Source organism: Nonomuraea sp. NPDC050547 (assembly GCF_044457345.1).
Classification (GTDB): domain Bacteria; phylum Actinomycetota; class Actinomycetes; order Streptosporangiales; family Streptosporangiaceae; genus Nonomuraea.
This window is the reverse complement of record NZ_JBITGW010000006.1, coordinates 289,892-306,908: the sequence shown is the minus strand read 5'-3', so window position 1 is coordinate 306,908 and position 17,017 is coordinate 289,892. Positions and strand designations below refer to the sequence as shown.

At 73.1% G+C, this 17,017-nt stretch carries 14 protein-coding genes; 5 read left to right on the top strand and 9 right to left on the bottom strand.

Annotated elements, in window-relative coordinates:
* Positions 1–214: 214 nt before the first annotated feature.
* The 3 genes from ACIBHY_RS17710 to ACIBHY_RS17700 are packed head-to-tail and all read right to left on the bottom strand — an operon-like array spanning position 215 to position 4,065.
* Positions 215–1,120 carry an ABC transporter permease gene (locus ACIBHY_RS17710; protein WP_397242221.1) on the bottom strand — a complete coding sequence of 302 codons (906 nt, stop codon included), beginning with the start codon at positions 1,118–1,120 and terminating at the stop codon, positions 215–217.
* The gene (locus ACIBHY_RS17705) at positions 1,117–3,636 is read right to left on the bottom strand and encodes a CocE/NonD family hydrolase (RefSeq protein WP_397307204.1); all 2,520 of its coding nucleotides are present in this window, start codon (positions 3,634–3,636) and stop codon (positions 1,117–1,119) included. The genes ACIBHY_RS17710 and ACIBHY_RS17705 overlap by 4 nt, the downstream gene beginning before the upstream one ends.
* A 15-nt stretch (positions 3,637–3,651) precedes the next feature.
* Positions 3,652–4,065, bottom strand: coding sequence for a DUF4267 domain-containing protein (locus ACIBHY_RS17700; RefSeq protein ID WP_397242225.1), 414 nt, complete (start codon positions 4,063–4,065; stop codon positions 3,652–3,654).
* A 73-nt stretch (positions 4,066–4,138) separates the two neighbouring features.
* Here ACIBHY_RS17700 and ACIBHY_RS17695 point away from each other — a divergent pair, with 73 nt between their 5' ends.
* Complete coding sequence (locus ACIBHY_RS17695; RefSeq protein ID WP_397307203.1) at positions 4,139–7,441, top strand: BTAD domain-containing putative transcriptional regulator; 3,303 nt, start codon at positions 4,139–4,141, stop codon at positions 7,439–7,441.
* 28 nt (positions 7,442–7,469) lie between these two features.
* On the opposite strand, the gene ACIBHY_RS17690 is transcribed toward ACIBHY_RS17695, so the two are convergent.
* On the bottom strand, positions 7,470–7,877 hold the full coding sequence (locus ACIBHY_RS17690) for a PaaI family thioesterase (RefSeq protein WP_379609655.1): 408 nt from the start codon (positions 7,875–7,877) through the stop codon (positions 7,470–7,472).
* Positions 7,878–7,902: 25 nt separating this feature from the next.
* Between ACIBHY_RS17690 and ACIBHY_RS17685 the strand changes: the two genes are divergently transcribed.
* Both ACIBHY_RS17685 and ACIBHY_RS17680 read left to right on the top strand, forming a co-directional pair.
* Positions 7,903–9,159, top strand: a complete 1,257-nt coding sequence (locus ACIBHY_RS17685) for a cytochrome P450 (RefSeq protein WP_397307202.1) — start codon at positions 7,903–7,905, stop codon at positions 9,157–9,159.
* A gap of 66 nt (positions 9,160–9,225) precedes the next feature.
* Positions 9,226–10,389, top strand: coding sequence for a hypothetical protein (locus tag ACIBHY_RS17680; protein ID WP_397242231.1), 1,164 nt, complete (start codon positions 9,226–9,228; stop codon positions 10,387–10,389).
* A 76-nt stretch (positions 10,390–10,465) separates the two neighbouring features.
* Here ACIBHY_RS17680 and ACIBHY_RS17675 read toward each other — a convergent pair whose 3' ends face one another.
* Positions 10,466–11,554 carry a copper resistance D family protein gene (locus ACIBHY_RS17675; protein WP_397307201.1) on the bottom strand — a complete coding sequence of 363 codons (1,089 nt, stop codon included), beginning with the start codon at positions 11,552–11,554 and terminating at the stop codon, positions 10,466–10,468.
* Positions 11,551–12,165 carry a copper resistance protein CopC gene (locus tag ACIBHY_RS17670; RefSeq protein ID WP_397242235.1) on the bottom strand — a complete coding sequence of 205 codons (615 nt, stop codon included), beginning with the start codon at positions 12,163–12,165 and terminating at the stop codon, positions 11,551–11,553. Before ACIBHY_RS17670 ends, ACIBHY_RS17675 begins: the two co-directional genes overlap by 4 nt.
* Before the next feature lie 50 nt (positions 12,166–12,215).
* On the opposite strand from ACIBHY_RS17670, the gene ACIBHY_RS17665 reads away from it, so the two are divergent.
* Positions 12,216–12,974, top strand: coding sequence for a class I SAM-dependent methyltransferase (locus ACIBHY_RS17665; protein WP_397242237.1), 759 nt, complete (start codon positions 12,216–12,218; stop codon positions 12,972–12,974).
* 57 nt (positions 12,975–13,031) lie between these two features.
* The gene (locus tag ACIBHY_RS17660; protein WP_397307200.1) at positions 13,032–14,711 is read left to right on the top strand and encodes a beta-galactosidase family protein; all 1,680 of its coding nucleotides are present in this window, start codon (positions 13,032–13,034) and stop codon (positions 14,709–14,711) included.
* A 173-nt stretch (positions 14,712–14,884) separates the two neighbouring features.
* Here ACIBHY_RS17660 and ACIBHY_RS17655 read toward each other — a convergent pair whose 3' ends face one another.
* The 3 genes from ACIBHY_RS17655 to ACIBHY_RS17645 are packed head-to-tail and all read right to left on the bottom strand — an operon-like array spanning position 14,885 to position 16,962.
* Positions 14,885–15,097 carry a hypothetical protein gene (locus ACIBHY_RS17655; protein ID WP_379609662.1) on the bottom strand — a complete coding sequence of 71 codons (213 nt, stop codon included), beginning with the start codon at positions 15,095–15,097 and terminating at the stop codon, positions 14,885–14,887.
* Between the two features lie 18 nt (positions 15,098–15,115).
* A complete protein-coding gene (locus tag ACIBHY_RS17650) occupies positions 15,116–15,982 on the bottom strand; it encodes an SDR family NAD(P)-dependent oxidoreductase (RefSeq protein WP_397242241.1) in 867 nt (288 codons plus the stop codon).
* Entirely contained in the window at positions 15,979–16,962 is a 984-nt protein-coding gene (locus tag ACIBHY_RS17645; protein ID WP_397307199.1) for a diiron oxygenase, read from the bottom strand. The genes ACIBHY_RS17650 and ACIBHY_RS17645 overlap by 4 nt, the downstream gene beginning before the upstream one ends.
* Between the last annotated feature and the right edge of the window lie 55 nt (positions 16,963–17,017).

The window sequence follows — 17,017 nt, the reverse complement described above, 5'->3', positions numbered from 1 at the left end:
GGCGACACCTGCAATGGCATCGTACCCCCGGTCAAACCTGATGTCCTTGGGGCGGCGGACGGCGCGGGGTCGGGTTTGTTCGTCTCGGTAGCATGTATTCCGTGAGCGAATTTCTCCCGGAGCAGACCGCCGACGACACCGACGTGGCGTGGGGCGACTGGCGCGAGGCCGACGACGACACTTTCTACCTGGAGAACAAGCCCCCCCACTGGGCCTAGGACACCACGTCCTTGCGCCGGAAGCGGCGGAAGGTGAAGGCCAGCAGCAGCGCCGCGTACGTCACCGAGATCGAGGCGCCCTTGGCCATGCCGCCCCAGTCGATGGTGGGCGCGAGGGCGTCCAGCCAGGCGGTGTTCCAGAACGTCGGCAGAAACTCCCGCAGCGTCCCCAGGGCCTCGACCGCCTGCAGGATCGTGCAGACGATCCACAGTCCGACCGCGCCGCCGACCGCGCCGAGCGGCGAGTCGGTGACCGTGGAGATCAGGAACGCCAGCGCCGCCACCACGAGCTGGCTGACCAGCGCGTAGCCGATCACGATGCCGAAACGCGGCAGCACGTCCAGGGCCGGGATGACCTCGCCGGTGCCCGGCACCTGGATGTCGTCCCAGCCGAAGGCGACCGTCCCGGCCAGCAGCGCCATGAGCGGCAGCGCGACGACCGCGGCGGCGGAGAAGCCCAGGGCCACGATCAGCTTCTGGCGCAGCAGGCGGTCGCGCGGCACCGGTGCGGCCAGCAGGTAGCGCAGCGACGACCAGTTCGCCTCGCTGGCCACCGTGTCGCCGCAGAACAGCGCCACCGCCACCACCAGCAGGAAGCTGGCCGAGACCGACAGCGCGAAGGCGGCGAAGTTCAGGCCGCTGGCCGTGGCCAGGTCGGAGATGCGCAGCCCGGCCTGCTGCCCGCTGGGCTGCTGGGGGCCGAACTGGAAGGCGATGACCAGGATCCACGGCAGCGCGAGCAGCAGCCCGAACATGACCATGGTCCGGCGCCGCTTGAACTGGCGGACGATCTCCACCCGCAACGGGAGCGTCCTGCCCGGCGCGTAGCCCTCCGCCGTGTTGGGCCGCCCGCCCTCCTCCACCGCCGTGAGGAGTGCCTCCTTCGTCCGCTCCTCGCTCACGAGTTCTCTCCGATCAGGTCAAGGAAGACGTCCTCCAGGCGTGGCCCGTGGCCGTTGGAGCTGGCCAGCAGGGCGGCCACCGGGCCGGTGGTGATCAGGCGGCCGCGGTGCATGACGACCACGTGGGTGCAGGTCTGCTCCACCTCGGCCAGCAGGTGACTGGAGACGATCACCGTGCGGCCGTCGCGGGCGTAGCGCTTCAGCACCTCGCGCATCTCCCTGATCTGGGGCGGGTCGAGACCGTTGGTGGGCTCGTCGAGCACCAGCAGGTCGGGCAGGCCCAGCATCGCCTGGGCGATCGCGAGGCGCTGCCGCATGCCCTGCGAGTACGTGCGCACGGCACGCTCCAGCGCCGCGCCGAGCCCGGCGATCTCCAGCGCCTCCTCCATGTGCGCCTCGGCCGCCGGCCTGCCGGTCGCCGCCCAGTACAGCTCGATGTTCTCCCGGCCCGACAGGTGCGGCAGGAAGCCCGGCCCCTCCACGAACGAGCCCAGCCGCGACAGCACGGGCGCGCCCGGCGTGACCCGCTCGCCGAAGATGCGGATCTCGCCGGCGTCCGGGTGGATGAGGCCCATCATCATCCGCATCGTGGTGGTCTTGCCCGCTCCGTTCGGGCCGAGCAGGCCGAGCACCTGGCCCTGCTCGACGCGGAACGACAGCTCGTCCACGGCCTTCTCGCCGTTGCGGTAGGCCTTGGTCAGCCCGCTGATCTCCAGCGGCGCCGAGCCCTCCCCGTCGGTACGGCCCGCCGTACCCCCGCGTGCCCTGCCCGTGACCAGCAGGACGGCGGCCAGCACGATCGCGGCCAGCGGCATCGCCCACACCCACCACGCGACGCCGCTCGGCGGGGCGCTCAGCGTCGCCACCGTCGGCACGCTCAGGACGGGCGCGGCGAGCGCGACCCGGTAGGAGGCGGGCTCGGCCGGGGTGGCGAAGCCCATGTCGGTGGTGGTGACGGTCAGCCGGAGCCGGTGACCCACGGCGAACCGGTGGTCGAGCGCGGGCAGCGCGACCGTCACGTCGGCGCTCTGCGCCCCGTCGGGGATCTTCACGCGCAGCGGCGAGACCAGCCCGGCGGGCAGGGTGGGCGGCTGGATGGCGTCGGGGACGTCGTACAGCTTGGCGAACAGCGTCACCTCGCCCTTGCCGTGAACGCGCAGCTTCACCGACGGCGAGCCGGTCAGCTGGAGCGGGGCGGTCAGCGGTGCCGACTCGAAGCTCGCGGCCTGGCCCGGCATGTCGAGGGAGACGCTCAGGTTGTTCTGGGCGCCTCCGCCGCCGAACAGGCCGCTGACGCCGGGCACCGTGGAGATGGAGGCGGGGTTGCCGCCGGGCGGGTTGACGATGTTCTGCTCGGGGCCCGCCAGCGTGACGTCCGTGGTGGTGGTGCCGGACAGGCCCGGGTACGCGCCGGTCTCGGGGTGCAGGCGGATGCGCTGGCGGGTGCCGGGGTCGCGGCCGCCGTCCCTGGTCACGGTGAACGCCTTGACCGGGGCCGCCGCGGTGTCGCCCTTGAGGTAGCGGGCCAGCCAGGACGAGGTCTGGTCGTAGAGCCAGTCGGCCTCGCCGTTTCCGCCGTCATGGCCGCCGTCGAACCACATGACGCTCACCGGCGTGCCCGGCGCGATCGCCTTCGCGTTGGCGTCGGCGTGGCCCAGCGGGAACAGCGAGTCGCGCTGGCCCTGGATGAGCAGCGTGGGGGCCTTGACGCGGCCCTGGACGGAGCTGGGGCTGGCCTTGCGCAGGAGTTCGACCGCCTGGGGCGTGGCCCGGCCGGTCGTGGCGACCTGCTGGTAGATCGCGCAGATCTCCGGCAGGAAGCGGCCGCAGCGCGCCTCGTCGGCGGTCATCGGCGCCGGCCGGCGGGTGAGCGCCTGCAGGCCCTGGGCCGAGGGGGCGCCCCTGCCGAAGAAGAAACCCGCCCACAGGCTCTTGAACACGCCGCTCTGCGGGCCCTGGCCGGTGGCGTCGGGGAAGAGGGCGTCGGCCAGGTCGTACCAGGTGATCTGGGGGACGATCGCGTCCACCCTCGCGTCGTGGGCGGCGGTCATCAGCGCGATGGCGCCGCCGTAGGAGCCGCCGGCGATGCCCACCCGCGGGTCGCCCGCCTTGTCCAGGACGACCTCGGGGCGCTTGGCCAGCCAGTCGATCAGCTGCTTGACGTCCTTGACCTCGTAGTCGGGGGAGTTCAGCGCGATCTGGCCGGTCGAGCGGCCGAACCCGCGGGCCGACCAGGTGAGGACGGCGTAGCCGTCGCGCGCCAGCCGTAGCGCGTCGTCGCGGACGCTCTGCTTGCTGCCGCCGAAGCCGTGCGCGAGCAGGACCGCGGGCGCCTTCCCGCCGCCCGCGGGCGGGAAGAACGTCGTGTCGAGCTCCACCCGCTGGTCGTCGGCGGGCCCGTCGGTGACGGCGAGGCGGCTCTCCTGGCCGCGCACCTCCGGACCCGACGGCCACACCAGCCACGCCACCGCCCCGATCAGGGCAAGTACCGCGACCAGCGCGGACACTCTTCTCATGGAGTCGGAGCATACTTACCGATTCTGAGAGATCACTGAGATCCGCAGGTGGAGGGCGGCGGTGGCCAGAACCACGACGGCCGTGGCGGTGTGGATGGCGAGCGCGGCCATGACCGAGCCGCCGTTGGCCAGGATGACCGCGGCGTCGCCGAACGGGATCAGCGAGATCACCGCCAGGCTCCAGCCGAGCGCCCTGCGCTGGCCCGACAGCAGCAGCGCCAGCGGGATCAGGCCGGACACCACGTCGCGCACGCCCTTCACGTTGAGGAATCCGGCAGCCTCCGCGCCGGGCCAGGCGGGCAGGCCGAAGCTCGGGGCGGTGGCCATCGGCGTGAACAGGTAGCTGAAGCCGACGTAGCCGATCATGAGGGCGGCGATCCAGGTCAGTGCGGCGGCGGTGACGCGCAGGGCGCGGGCGTTGTTCTTCATGGCCACAGCTTCGGCATTGATGCTTGGAAGGGACTTGGAGTCCGGCTTGGAGCTCCTCGTACCATGTGGGGCGATGGTGAGGATCAGGGTGCTCGGGTCGTTCGCGGCCGAGGTCGGCGGGGTGGCGGTGCCGCTGGGCGGGCCGCTTCAGCGTGCCGTTCTCGCGGTGCTGGTGGCGGCGCGCGGGCACGTGGTCTCCGCCGACCGGCTGATCGACGACCTCTGGCACGACCGCGCCCCGGCACAGGCGCTCGCGTCCCTGCAGGCGTACGTCTCCAATCTCCGCAGGCTTCTCGAACCCGGCCGGACGCCGCGCACGCCCGCGCGGCTGCTGGTGAGCGCTCCTCCGGGGTACGCGCTGCGGCTGGCCGGGGACGCCGTGGACGCGTGGGAGTTCGAGCGGCTGCTGGACGAGGCGCGCTCCCTCGACGGCGCCCCGGCGCGGGCCCGGCTGGAACGGGCACTCGGGCTGTGGCGGGGACCCGCCTACGCCGAGGCGGCCGAGGCCGGATGGGCCCTCGCCGAGGTGGCGCGGCTGGAGGAGCTGCGGCAGGCGGCGCGGGAACTGCGGGTGGCGGCCGGGCTGCGGGCGGGCGACGCGGCGGGGACGGTGCCCGAGGCCGAGGTGCTCATCAGGGAGGCCCCGCTGCGCGAGGAGGGCTGGCGGCTGCACGCCCTGGCCCTGTGGCACGCGGGGCGGCAGGGAGACGCCCTGGCCACCCTGCGGCGGGCCCGCGAGGTGATGGCCGGGGAACTGGGGCTGGATCCCGGGCCGGTGCTGGCCGGGCTGGAGTCGGCGATCCTGAACGGGCGGGTGGAGGCGGTCGCGGCGCCGGTCGCCGCCGCTCCGGAGGACGGGGGAGCGCGGGCCGTACCGGATGGCGGGGAGTTCGTGGGGCGCGCGGCCGAGCTGGAGGCGCTGCTGCGCGCGGCCGCTTCCGCGCGCTCCGGCGGACCCGGAGTCGCGCTCGTGAGCGGGGAGGCCGGGCTCGGCAAGACCTCGCTCCTGCGGCGGCTGCACGAGCGGCTGACCCTCGACGGGTGGCTGGTGGCCGCGGGAAGCTGCCCTCGCGCCGAAGGGGTCCCGCCCGCGTGGGCGTGGGGTGAGATCCTGCGGGCCGTGGCCGCGCACGCGCCGCCGCCGGCCGAGCTCGCGCCCACCCTCGCGACGCTGCTCGGCGAGAGCGCCACCGTGGACGGCGACGCCGCCACCGGCCGCTTCCTCCTGCACAGGGCGGTCTGGTCGTGGCTGGCCGGAGTGTCCGGGGAACGTCCGCTGGCCGTCATGCTCGACGACCTCCACTGGGCCGACGCCGAGACGCTCGCGCTGATGTCCGGGCTGGAGGGCAGGGTGCTGCTCGTGGCCGCCTACCGCGACGACGAGCTCGACGGCGGCTTCACCGAGACGTTCGCCGCGCTGGCCAGGCGCGAACCGCTGCGTCTGCCCCTTCCCGGGCTGACGCCGGAGGCGGTGGCCGCGCTGCTGTCGGGGCTGAGCGAGGTGCCGGTCGACGCCCCCACCGTGGCGGCGCTGACCGAGCGCACCGGCGGCAACCCGTTCTTCGTCCGCGAGACCGCCCGCCTGCTCGACAGCGAAGGCGTCTTCCGGCCCGCCGCCGGCGCGCGGGCGCTGCTCGACGGGGTGCCGCAGGGGGTGCGGGAGGTACTGCTGCGGCGGCTGGCCAGGCTGCCCGACGGCGCCGTCAGCGTGCTCAGGCTGGCGGCGGTCGCCGGGCGGGAGTCAAGCGTCGACGTGCTCGTCGCCGCCTCCGGCCTGGGTGAGGAAGCGGTGCTCGACGGCGTGGAGTCGGCGCTGATCGCCGGGCTGCTCACGGAGCCCGGGACGGGGCGGGTGCGGTTCGTGCACGCGCTGGTGCGCGAGACGGTGGCGGGTGAGCTGTCGATGGCCCGCGCCGAACGGCTGCACCTGCGCATCGGCGACGCCCTGGAAGCACATGCGCCGGACGACGCGTCCGCGCTGGCCTACCACTACGCGCGGGCGCGTTCCCCCAAGTGCGTCGAGTACGGCGTGCGCGCCGCCGAGCTGGCCGAGGCGCGCTTCGCCCACGCGGCCGCCGTGGACCTGCTCACCGACGTGCTGGCCCACCTGGACGGCCAGGGCGTGCCGCACGGCCAGGCCGAGCGCATCGGCCTGCTCGGCAGGCTCCTGCGCGCCCAGGTGCGGGCCGGAGACCTCGGCGGCGCCAGGGCCACGAGACAGCGCGCCATCGACGCCGCCGACGGCGACCCCGGCCTGCAGATCGCCGCCTTCACCGCCTGGACGGGCCCGGTCCCCTGGCAGAACCACGCCTACGGCAGCGTCGACCGCCCGCTCGTGGCGCTGCTGGAGCGGCTCATGGAACGACCCGGCCTGGATGAGGCGGTGCGCTGCCGCCTGCTGGACGCCTACGCCGCCGAACTGGCCGCCCAGGGCGCCCCCGAGGCACGGGCCGCCGCCCGGCGCGCCGTCGCGATCGCCACGGGCCTGGACGACCCGTCGTTGCTCGCCCGCGCCCTGTCCACCCTCGCCCACGACCTCGACCCGGTGCTCGACGCGCGGGAACGCGCCGGGATCGCCGACCGGCTCGCGCGGGTGGAGGCGCCCGAGTACCGGTGGTACACGCTGTTCCTGCGCGCCACGGTCGCCGTCGCCGAGAGCGAGCCCGATCGGGCGCTGGAGCTGGTCGAGGAGAGCCTGGAGCTGGCCAGGCGCTACCGGATGACCGAGCCGGTGAACGTGGGGGAGTGCGCGCTGGCCACCCTCGCCCGCATCCGGGGGGACGACGTCGCGGCCCGCCGTACCTATGCCGAGGCCACGGCGCGGATGGCCGGGCACGGCTCGCTGCACGCGCACGGGTACCTGCTGCTCGTGCGGGCCGCCTTCATGGACGAGGACCTGCCGGAGGTGGCGTGGCGGCTGCTGGAGGAGTACGGCGGGCTCGCCGCCGACCTGGTCGCCGTGGTGCTGGCGGCGGAGGGACGGCTGGATGAGGCCCGCGAGATGCGGCGGCGGGCGGTGCCGATCAGGGCCGACTACTTCTTCCCCGTCTTCGCCGCCTTCCGTGCGACGGCGATGGCCGCGCTGGAGGAGCGTGAGGGCGCGCGTGAGCTGTACGACGCGCTGCTCCCGCACGCCGGTGGGCCGCCCGCGGGGGCGGGCAGCATGTCGGTCGCCCTGCCGCCGCCCGCGCACACGCTCGGGCAGCTGGCCCGCCTGCTGGGCGAGGAGGGTACGGCCCGCGCCCACTTCACCAGGGCCGCCGGCATCGCCGACCGCTGGGGCGCCCACCGCTGGGCCGCGGCCTCCCGTGAAGCGGCCGCCGCTGCCGTGATGCGGGCCGCCGGCTCCCATGACGCGGGCCGCCCGCCGCGGTGACGCGGGCCGCCCGCCGCCGTGAGGCGGGTCAGGCCAGGATGGCGTAGACGGTGCTGGCGTGGGCGGCCGGGTCGGCGGCGCCGTCGGGGGTGAGGGTGACGTCGGAGAATGCCAGCGTCCTGCCCAGCTTGGTGATCCGCACGTGCACCAGCACGTCCTTGCCCGCCACCGGCCGCTGGAACGTCGTGGACTGCTGCACCGTCGTCATCGGCACGAAGCCGCCTCTGGCCGAGGAGATCGCGATCACCGTGGCCGTGTCGGCGGCGGCCATCATGGCCTGCCCGCACAGGCCGCCGCCCTGCCTGGCCAGCGCGTCGGACCACGGCAGCCGGACCACCGCGTGGCGCTCACCGACCTCTTCCACGCGCAGTCCGAGGTCCTGGATCCAGGGGGCGAAGTAGTCCCGGAGAATCGCGTCGCCTTCTTCAGGTGTCACGGGGTCATCATGCACGCTGGGGACCATGGGTGTGGAGACCGTCTTTCTGCCGTCGACGTACGGGAGTGGTGTGCCCTACGCGTTGTTCGCCCGGTTGCGGGATGAGGCGCCGGTGCACCGGATTCCGGAGCCCGCGGTGGGGCCGTGGCAGGCAGGGCCTGGATATTTCGGGGTATTTCGGCATAAAGAGGTCAAGCATGTGCTGCGTACACCCGAAGATTTCTCCTCCCATCGGGGCGCCACCCAGATCCGCGATCCCGCGACGCCGGCCGATCTCGCGTTCGTGCGCGCGATGATGCTCAACACCGACCCGCCTGACCACTCCAGGCTGCGCGGAATCGTGGCGGCGGCGTTCTCGCCCCGGGCCGTGCGGCTGCTGGAGCGCACGATCGCCGGGCGGGCCGCGGCGCTTTTCGCGGCCGGTGAGTGCGACTTCGTGGAGGTGGTGGCCGACCTGCCGGTCTGGACACTCGCGCACGTGATGGGCGTGCCGGACGGCGACCGGCGGCTGCTGCACGACTGGGCCTCGCGGGTGATCGGCTACCAGGACGCCGACTACGCGGGGCTGTCCACGGCCGACGCGCGGCGGCTGAGCCCCATGGGACGGCTGGCGCTGGCGGCCCGCCCCGAGCTCGAACCCGGCGTGAACCCCCGCTCGAAGGCCGCCCTGGCCGACATGTTCGCCTACGCCGAGGCACTGGCCGCCACCCCGACCGACGAGACGTCCGTGATGTCGGCCATGCTCAGGGGCGGCCTGAGCGAGGCCGAGTTCCAGAACATGTTCTTCCTGTTCGCCGTCGCCGGCAACGAGACCCTGCGCAACGGCATCCCCGGCGGCCTGCTCACCCTCCTGCGCCATCCCGCCGAGCACGCCCGCCTGCGCGCCCGCCCCGCGCTCCTGCCGTCGGCGATCGAGGAGATGCTGCGCTTCTGGCCGCCCGTCATGAACTTCCGCCGTACGGCCACGCGCGACCTCACCCTCGCCGGCCAGGAGATCAAGGAGGGCGACAAGGTCGTCGTCTACCACGCCTCCGCCAACCGCGACCCGGCGGTCTTCGCCGACCCCGACCGCTTCGACGCCGGCCGTACCCCCAACGACCACGTCAGCTTCGGCTTCGGGCCGCACTTCTGCCTGGGGGCGCATCTGGCCAGGGTGCAGATGCGCGCCGTCTTCACCGAACTGCTGCGCTGGGAGGTCACGCTCACCGGGGAGCCGGTCCGCCTCACCTCCAACTTCCAGAACGGGCTCAAGCACCTTCCCGTAAGGCTGCGCCCGGCTTGATCTGCGGTTTGTGTCAAGTCCGCCCCCGATTGCGATGTGGGTAAAGGCCGGGCAAGATTTCGTGCCGTGAAACGAGCAGTAATGATCAAGGACTGGGCTCTGCCGTACTGGACCAGAGGCCAGGCGGGGCGCGAGACGCCACCGGACCTCTTCCGGGTCCTCTACTACGGCTGGCTGGCGGCGTTCTCACTCAAGCTGCTCGGCTCGGCCTGGGACGTCTCCTGGCACTTCAAGTGGCTGCGTGACGACCTGGCCCCACCGCACCTGCTGAACTCGGCCGGAACGGTCCTCGCCCTGGCCCTCACCATCGTCCACGGCTACACCGGCTACGGCGTCGACAGGACGGCGCTGCGACTCATCCAGTGGGGGACCGGGATCTTCCTGGTGGCCGTCCCGCTCGACCTGATCAACCACCGCGTCAACGGCCTCGACATCACCTCGTGGAGCCCGTCGCACATCCTGCTGTACGTGGGCACGTTCTTCATGATCGCCGGGGTGATCCGGGGCTGGTTCACCGGGGCGCCGCCCGGCCGGGAGCGGACCGTGGTGCTGGGCGCGTTCTTCGCGTTCTTCCTGGAGAACGTGCACTTCCCCGAGCAGCACCAGGAGTACGGCGTGCTGTCCATCGGCGCCTGGGACAACAACTCCGCCTACGCCGAGCCGATCCTGCTGCAGTTCGCCGCCGACCAGATGGGGCGGGAGGTCGACCGGACCACCATGGTCGGCTTCTCGCTGCCGGTGCCGGACGCGCTCTATCCCGTCTACGCCGTCGTCGTCGGCATGACCGTGCTGGCCGTCGCCCGGCTGATGATCGGCCGCTTCGGCAGCGCCACGCTGGTCGCGCTCGCGTACGTGGGGTTCAGGACGATCGTGTGGCCGATGCTGACCGCCACCGGGTTCCCGCCGTCGGCGGTGCCGTTCTTCCTGGTCGCCGGGGCGATCGCGGTGGACCTGGCGTTCGCGATCAGGATGCCGGTGGTGCGCGCCGTCGCCGGGACCGTCCTCGCGACCGCGGCCGTCTACGGGGGGCTGATCGCGCAGAGCGCGCTCATGGGCGGCGTGTACGGCACGCTCAACGGCATGCAAGGACTCCTGGGCGCCCCGCCCCTGGCCACGACGTCGGCCCTCTGGGCGGGAGCGGGGCTGCTGGCCGCGTGGCTGGCCTGCGAATGGTTCGTCAACCGCTTCGAACTCCACCCCCTCGAACCCCGCGACATCGTCCCCGCCTGAGCGCCGCGGCGAGCCGCGCGGCCGTGCCCGCCCATGTGCTCGGCCGGGCCGCGCGGGGTTGCGCCGGCCTGGGCGGTCAGCCGATCGAGGCGCGGGTGATGGCCACGGCGACGCCGTAGGCCAGGCCCATCACGGCCACCTCCGCGCTCGCCCAGCCGACCACGGAGGTGGCCTTTCCCGCGGCGATGCCGGGCAGCAGGCGCCACCTGATGTGCGCGGCCGGCGGCACCAGCAGCGCGGTCAGGGCGACCTTGGTGACGACGAGCAGGCCGTACTCGGTGGTCAGGATCGCGCCCGGCAGCTCCACACCCGGCGTCAGCGCCAGCGTGCCGAGCCCGCTGACCAGCCCGGACGCGGCCACCAGCACCAGCGCGAGCGTCGCCAGCCGGGAGAACCTGGGCAGCGCCGTCGCCAGCAGGTCGCGGCGCGGCGCGAGGAACACCACGGTGGCCAGCAGCCCGCCGGTCCAGGCGGCGGCGCCGATCACGTGCAGCTCCATCGAGATCATGATCGGGTCGTGCCAGACGGAGTCGACCGCGTGCCCGGTCACCGGGATCGGCAGCAGCCCGAACGCCGCCACCACGATCCGCAGCTCGGCCGGCACCTTCTCGCCGAACCGCACCGCCATCAGCCCGATCCCCGCCGCCGCCAGCGCGCACGCGGCGCTGAACAGCAGCCCCTGGCCGGTGCCCACGCCGTTCACGTAGGCGGCGATCATGCCGAGGGTGGGGACGCCGCCCGGGTTGAGCTCGGCGGCCTGGAAGACGATGGTGACGAGCGCGCAGATCGCCCACGCCCAGGCGGCGGTGACCGCCAGCGGGCGCACGCGCCGGAGAACCGGCTCGGTGCGCTCCGGCTCGTCGAACCCGAGCAGCTTGGGCAGCAGGCTCAGCCCCACGGTCGCCACCGCGGCCACGTCGAGCAGCACCCGCACGACCGGCAGCCCGAAGGCCACCACCGGCCCCGGCAGCACGATGCCCGGCACCGCCTCCTGCGCGGTCACCGTGCTCGCCACCACAGCCGACGCAACGGCGGCCAGCACGAACACCCCGGCCATCCCACGCACCCCGGCCAGTCCGCGGTCGGCGGGGTCGCGGTCGGTATCCGGACCGGGCGCCACGCTCTCGTGGTCCTCGCTCTTGCGCACCGGCGTGGTGCCGCTCATGCCCGTGTGCCCTTGCCGCCCGGCGACGGGGCCTCGGGTGAAGCGGGCTGGGCGCCTCTGCGCAGGGCGATCACGGTACCGGCCGCGAGCAGCAGCAAAGCGCCGGCGATCCAGACGACCGCCATCCCGGCCCCGCCGTTGGCCGCCGCCTCCGCCGCCCGCGCGCTGAGGTCGGCCGACCCCGTCGCCGGCTGTGCCACCGCGGTGGCGCCGGGCCGCCCGTCGGGCGGCGCCTCGCCGGCCGGGGCGGACAGCTTGAGGGTGAAGCGCACCTGGCCGGTCACCGGGTGCCCGTCCGAGGACAGGATCCGGTAGCCGACCACATACGCGCCGTTCGCGGTCAGCGCCTTCAGCGGTACGCTCACCCGCTCCTTGGCCACCACCGTCGCGCCCGCGGTCAGCGCCTCGCCCCCCGGCCCGGTCAGGCCGATCTGCGCGTAGCCCTGCCGTACCGGCTGGTCGAAGACGAGCGTGACCCGCTGCGGCGCCGCGGTGAGCACCGCGTCCGCGCGGGGATCGCTGGAGACCAGCACGTTGTGCGCCTGCGCTGGAGCGATCCAGCCGCCGACCGCCGCACAGGCGAGCAGCAGGACCGTGAGAAGCCGCCTCACCGATCTTGACCTTCCCTCGAACACCTCGAAACCCGTCTATGGTCCCACCTATGGATGACCTGTTCGGCGGTGCCGCCCCCTATTACGCCAGACACCGCGCCGACCACGGCGAGGCGGCGATCGACCGGCTGGCCGCGGCGTTCGGCGCGCGGGCCACCGTGCTCGATCTGGGCTGCGGACCCGGCACGGTGGCGATCCCGCTGTCGGAGCAGGTGGAAGGGGTGCTGGCGGTCGATCCGGCTGAGGAGATGCTGGCCGAGGGGCGCGAGCTCGGCGCCGGGCGGTCGAACATCCGGTGGCTGGCCGGCGATTCGACGACGTTGCGGGAACTGCCGGGCTTCGGCCACGTGGTGATGGGCCGTTCCTTCCATTGGATGGACCGGCGGACGGTCCTCGCCGATCTGGACGGCCTGCTGCCGCCGGACGGGATCGTCGCCTTGGTGGGCCCCACGCGCGACCACGAGAACCTGCCGTGGGAGCCGGTGACGCGGCGGGTGCGGGAGGAGTTCGGGGTGAACGGGCTGACCGCCCGCGACTCCTTCCAGGCCAGCGGCAAGCATCATGACGAGGTGCTGGCCGACTCGCCGTTCGGGGACCTGGAGTCGGAGGTGTTCACCTGGCGGCGCGATCGGGACCAGGACGACGTGATCGGCCTGCAGCTGTCCTACTCCTACTCGGCGCCGGCCCGCCTCGGCGAGCGCAAGGACGCCTTCGTCGGCGCGCTGCGCGCCGCCCTGACGGCGGCGAACCCGTCGGGCCGCTGGGTGGAGGAGGTCCGCACGCAGGTCCTGCTCGCCCGCCGCCCCTGAGCACACATGCTCTAAAGTACGGCGAAGCAAACCATTATCGGCAAGAAGGAACCGGCGATGAAGGTGCTCAGCGGAGCCATGCACTACTTCCGGACGCTGCCCAGGCAGTGGCCGGACCGGCTGGGCAAGCTGCGGGCGATGGGAGTGGACACGGTCGAGACGTACGTGCCGTGGAACCTGCACGAGCCACGCCCCGGCCGCTTCGACTTCACCGGCCTGGCCGACATGGAGGGCTTCTTCCTGGCGGCGGGGGAGGCCGGGCTGAAGGTCATCGTGCGGCCCGGGCCGTACATCTGCGCCGAGTGGGAGAACGGCGGGCTGCCGTCATGGCTGCCCGGCCCCTACCGCTGCCACGACCCGCGCTTCCTGGAGCCGGTGGACCGTTTCTTCGACGAGCTGATCCCGCGCATCGCCGCCCACCAGGCGACCAGGGGCGGCAACGTCGTCATGGTCCAGGTGGAGAACGAGTACGGCTCCTACGGCACCGACCCCGTCTACCTGCGCCACCTGGCCGACGGACTGGTACGGCGCGGCATCGACGTCCCGTTGTTCACCTCCGACGGCGCCACGGACCTGATGCTGACCGGCGGCACGCTGCCCGGCGTTCTGGCCACGGCCAACTTCGGCAGCGGGGCCGAGCGGCAGTTCGAGGCGCTGGCGCGGCACCGGCCGGACGACGACCCGTTCTGCATGGAGTTCTGGAACGGCTGGTTCGACCACTACGGCGAGCAGCACCACACGCGCGACCCGCGGGACGCCGCCCAGGCCCTGGAGGAGATCCTGGAGCGCGGTTCCGTCAACTTCTACATGGCCGTCGGCGGCACCAACTTCGGCTTCTGGGCCGGGGCCAACGCCGACGGCGACACCTACCAGCCGACCGTCACCTCCTACGACTACGACGCGCCGATCTCGGAGAGCGGGGCGCTGACGCCGAAGTTCTGGGCCTACCGGGAGGCGCTGGGCCGGCACGCCGACCTGCCGCCTGTGCCGGAGAGCGTCCAGGAGTCGCTGCCGCCGGGGCGGGTGGAGCTGGGCGAACGGCTGGCGCTGCTCGACTGCCTGGACGTGCTCTCGACCGGGACCGTGCGCAGCGCGGCCACGCGTACGTTCGAGGAGCTCGGCCAGGACTACGGCCTGGCCGTCTACCGCACCCGGATCCCCGGTCCGCGCGGCGACGCGCTGCGGGTGCGCGTCAGAGGGCTGCGCGACCGGGCGAACGTGCTCGTCGACGGCGCCGTCGCCGGGGTGCTGGAGCGCAACGGGAGCTCCGACGTGGAGGTCAAGACGCCCGCGGAGGGCGCCGAGCTGACGCTGGTGGTCGAGGCGATGGGCCGGGTCAACTACGGCCCGCTGGTGGGCGAGCGCAAGGGCGTCCTGGACGGCGTCCAGCACGACCAGCAGTACCTGTTCGGCTGGGAGATCGACCCCGTGCCGCTGTCGGACGTCTCGGCGCTGCCGTGGGGGCGCGCGTCCGCCGCAGAGGGCCCGGCCTTCCACCGCGGCACCCTCCACGTCGAACGGCCCGCGGACGGCTTCCTCGCGCTGCCCGGCTGGGTCAAGGGGCACGTGTGGGTCAACGGCTTCCACCTCGGCCGCTACTGGGACAAGGGCCCGCAGGTCACCCTGTACGTGCCGTGGCCGCTCCTGCATGAGGGCGCCAACGAGATCGTCGTGCTGGAGATGGACGGCGCGCCCCGGGACGCCCGCGTCGACCTGCGGCCGGAGCCCCAGCTCTAGCGTGCGTACCGGTCCCGGGCTGGAGGGCCCGGGACCGGCCTCTCGGTTCCACCCCCACGTGACGCGCGGCCGCTCGGGGTGTCGGCCGCGCCGTTCGCCGGAACCGGAGGCGCCCCCAGGTGGGCGGTGGGGGCGCCCCGGCGTTCCCTAGGTGGCGGCCTAGGGCGTCCAGGTCAGCTCTTGGTGGTGCCGCCGCGCTGACCGCGGCGCAGGGGGAGGGACTGCTTGGCCAGCCGCCGCGAGAGCGCGCCGCCCGACGCGGTGCGTTCCGTGGTTCCCCGCGAGGCCGCCCTGACCTTCGCGAAGGGTTTCGGCGTCTCCACCTCCGACCGCCGGCCGGTACTGTCCTCGTGCTGCTCGCGCGACTGGCGCGACTTGGAACTCACACGGAACACCTCCCCGATTTATGGCTTTATGTCCGTTTTGTCGGGAGGTGAAACGTTGCCGGAAGGTGAAACACGCAGACGCCGCACGGCCAGCGCCGCCGCCCGCACGGCGCCCGCCGGGAACATCCTGGCCCCGCGCCACGCCATCCGCCCCGAGGCCGGAGCCACGATGAGCGCCTGGTCGCGCGCCACCCCGCGCAGGATGTCGCGCGCCAGCGCGTCCACCGCGTACAGCCGCCCCTGGGCCCGCACCGCCGCGCTCCTGGCCTGCCGGCCCATCTCGGTCTCCGGCAGTCCCGGGTTGGCGTGGTCGAGCAGCGGCGTGTCGGTGAACCCCGGGCACACCACGCTCACCCGCACGCCCCGCGCCGCCGCCTCCGCCCGCAACGCCAGCGACAGCCCGACCACCGCGTGCTTGGTCGTGGTGTAGGGCAGCATGAACGGCGCCGGCACCAGCCCCGCCATCGACGCGGTGTTGACCAGATGCCCGAACCCCTGCTCCAGCATGATCGGGTACGCCGCGTGCACCCCGTGGACCACGCCGCGCAGGTTCACGTCGACGGCCTTGTCCCAGTGCGCCAGGGACAGTTCCTCGGTGGCGCCCCCGATGGCGATGCCCGCGTTGTTGAACACGAAGTCGAGCCGCCCGCGCTCCTGCCGTACCCGGTGGAAGAGGGCGGCCACGGCCTCGGCGTCGGTGACGTCGAGCGGGGCGAAGTCCAGCCCGAACTCCGCGGCCACCCGCTTGCCCGCCGCCTCGTCGAGGTCGGCGATCGTCACGGCCACGCCCTTCAGGGACAGGTCACGGGCGAGCGCCCGGCCGATTCCCGACGCGCCTCCGGTGACGATCGCGCACTTCACCCGCCCGGCGGGCGAGGGGCTCACGCGCTCTTCCCGCTCGGCGCCCAGATGCCCATGACCCGCCAGATCCGCCGGGTGAGCGGGTTGACCAGGCCGACGTCCACACACAGCTCGCGGGTCTTGCCGACCGAGTCGCGGATCTCCGCCGCGGCGGCCTGGCTGTCGGTGTAGACCTCCCTGACCACGTGCGGCGGGACGTTGAAGCGCTTGATCATCGGGCCGGGCGGGGCGAGCATGATCCGGGCCATGACGCCCAGGATGATCGGCGAGATGATCCCCAGCAGCAGTCTGCGGTGGCGGGGCATGCGCGGCACCCGGTTGCGCAGGTAGTGCCGGGCGAAGGAGATGTGCCTGGCCTCCTCCGCGATGTGGATGCGCATGATCGTCTCTTCCAGCGGGTGGTGCTTTCTGCCGTCCTTGAGCATCTTGCGCTGCACGTGGTCGATGGGGTCCTCGCCGCCGAGCACGAAGATGAAGAACAGCTCGGTGGAGATCAGCGGGATCCACGGCGCCACCTGGGCGATGAGGCTCAGCGGCCCCGGCATGCCGCGCACAGGCATCTTCGTGCGGTTCACGAACTCCTGGAACATCATCCCGTGATGTCCCTCTTCGATGGTCTCGTGGTAGACGTAGCGGAACTCCGGCGCACCGTTGGGCAGGCGGTAGGCGTAGTTGAGCAGGCCCCGCTTGAGCAGGTTCTCGAACTGCAGCCCGATCTTCATCGCGGTGGCCACCCTGAACAGCCCGATCCGCGCCCTGACCTCGGGGGAGCGGGACCGGTACCACGCGTGCGCGCCCAGCTTGTCGACCTCGGGCAGCTCCCAGCGCGGGTCGTCCTGGTCGATCAGGAACTCGGGGTCGTCCCAGGGGATGTCCTTGTACGGCTCCCAGTGCTTGTCGACCGAGGCCTTCGAGAGGCGATGGATGACCGTCTCGTAGGCACTGCGGTCGGCGACCGTCTCGTCGGATTCCCGTGCGGCGGTAGAGCTCGGTGCTGCTGTCATCGCAGGCACTCCTCTCCTCGCCACGTAATTGTACGGAGCATCCAATAGCGAGGGA

Bases quoted from the DNA above. Each gene is read 5' to 3' on its own strand.
- ACIBHY_RS17705 (WP_397307204.1), bottom strand. From the start codon at position 3,636: ATGAGAAGAGTGTCCGCGCTGGTCGCGGTACTTGCCCTGATCGGGGCG.
- ACIBHY_RS17700 (WP_397242225.1), bottom strand. From the start codon at position 4,065: ATGAAGAACAACGCCCGCGCCCTGCGCGTCACCGCCGCCGCACTGACC.
- ACIBHY_RS17695 (WP_397307203.1), top strand. From the start codon at position 4,139: ATGGTGAGGATCAGGGTGCTCGGGTCGTTCGCGGCCGAGGTCGGCGGG.
- ACIBHY_RS17685 (WP_397307202.1), top strand. From the start codon at position 7,903: ATGGGTGTGGAGACCGTCTTTCTGCCGTCGACGTACGGGAGTGGTGTG.
- ACIBHY_RS17675 (WP_397307201.1), bottom strand. From the start codon at position 11,554: ATGAGCGGCACCACGCCGGTGCGCAAGAGCGAGGACCACGAGAGCGTG.
- ACIBHY_RS17665 (WP_397242237.1), top strand. From the start codon at position 12,216: ATGGATGACCTGTTCGGCGGTGCCGCCCCCTATTACGCCAGACACCGC.
- ACIBHY_RS17660 (WP_397307200.1), top strand. From the start codon at position 13,032: ATGAAGGTGCTCAGCGGAGCCATGCACTACTTCCGGACGCTGCCCAGG.
- ACIBHY_RS17645 (WP_397307199.1), bottom strand. From the start codon at position 16,962: ATGACAGCAGCACCGAGCTCTACCGCCGCACGGGAATCCGACGAGACG.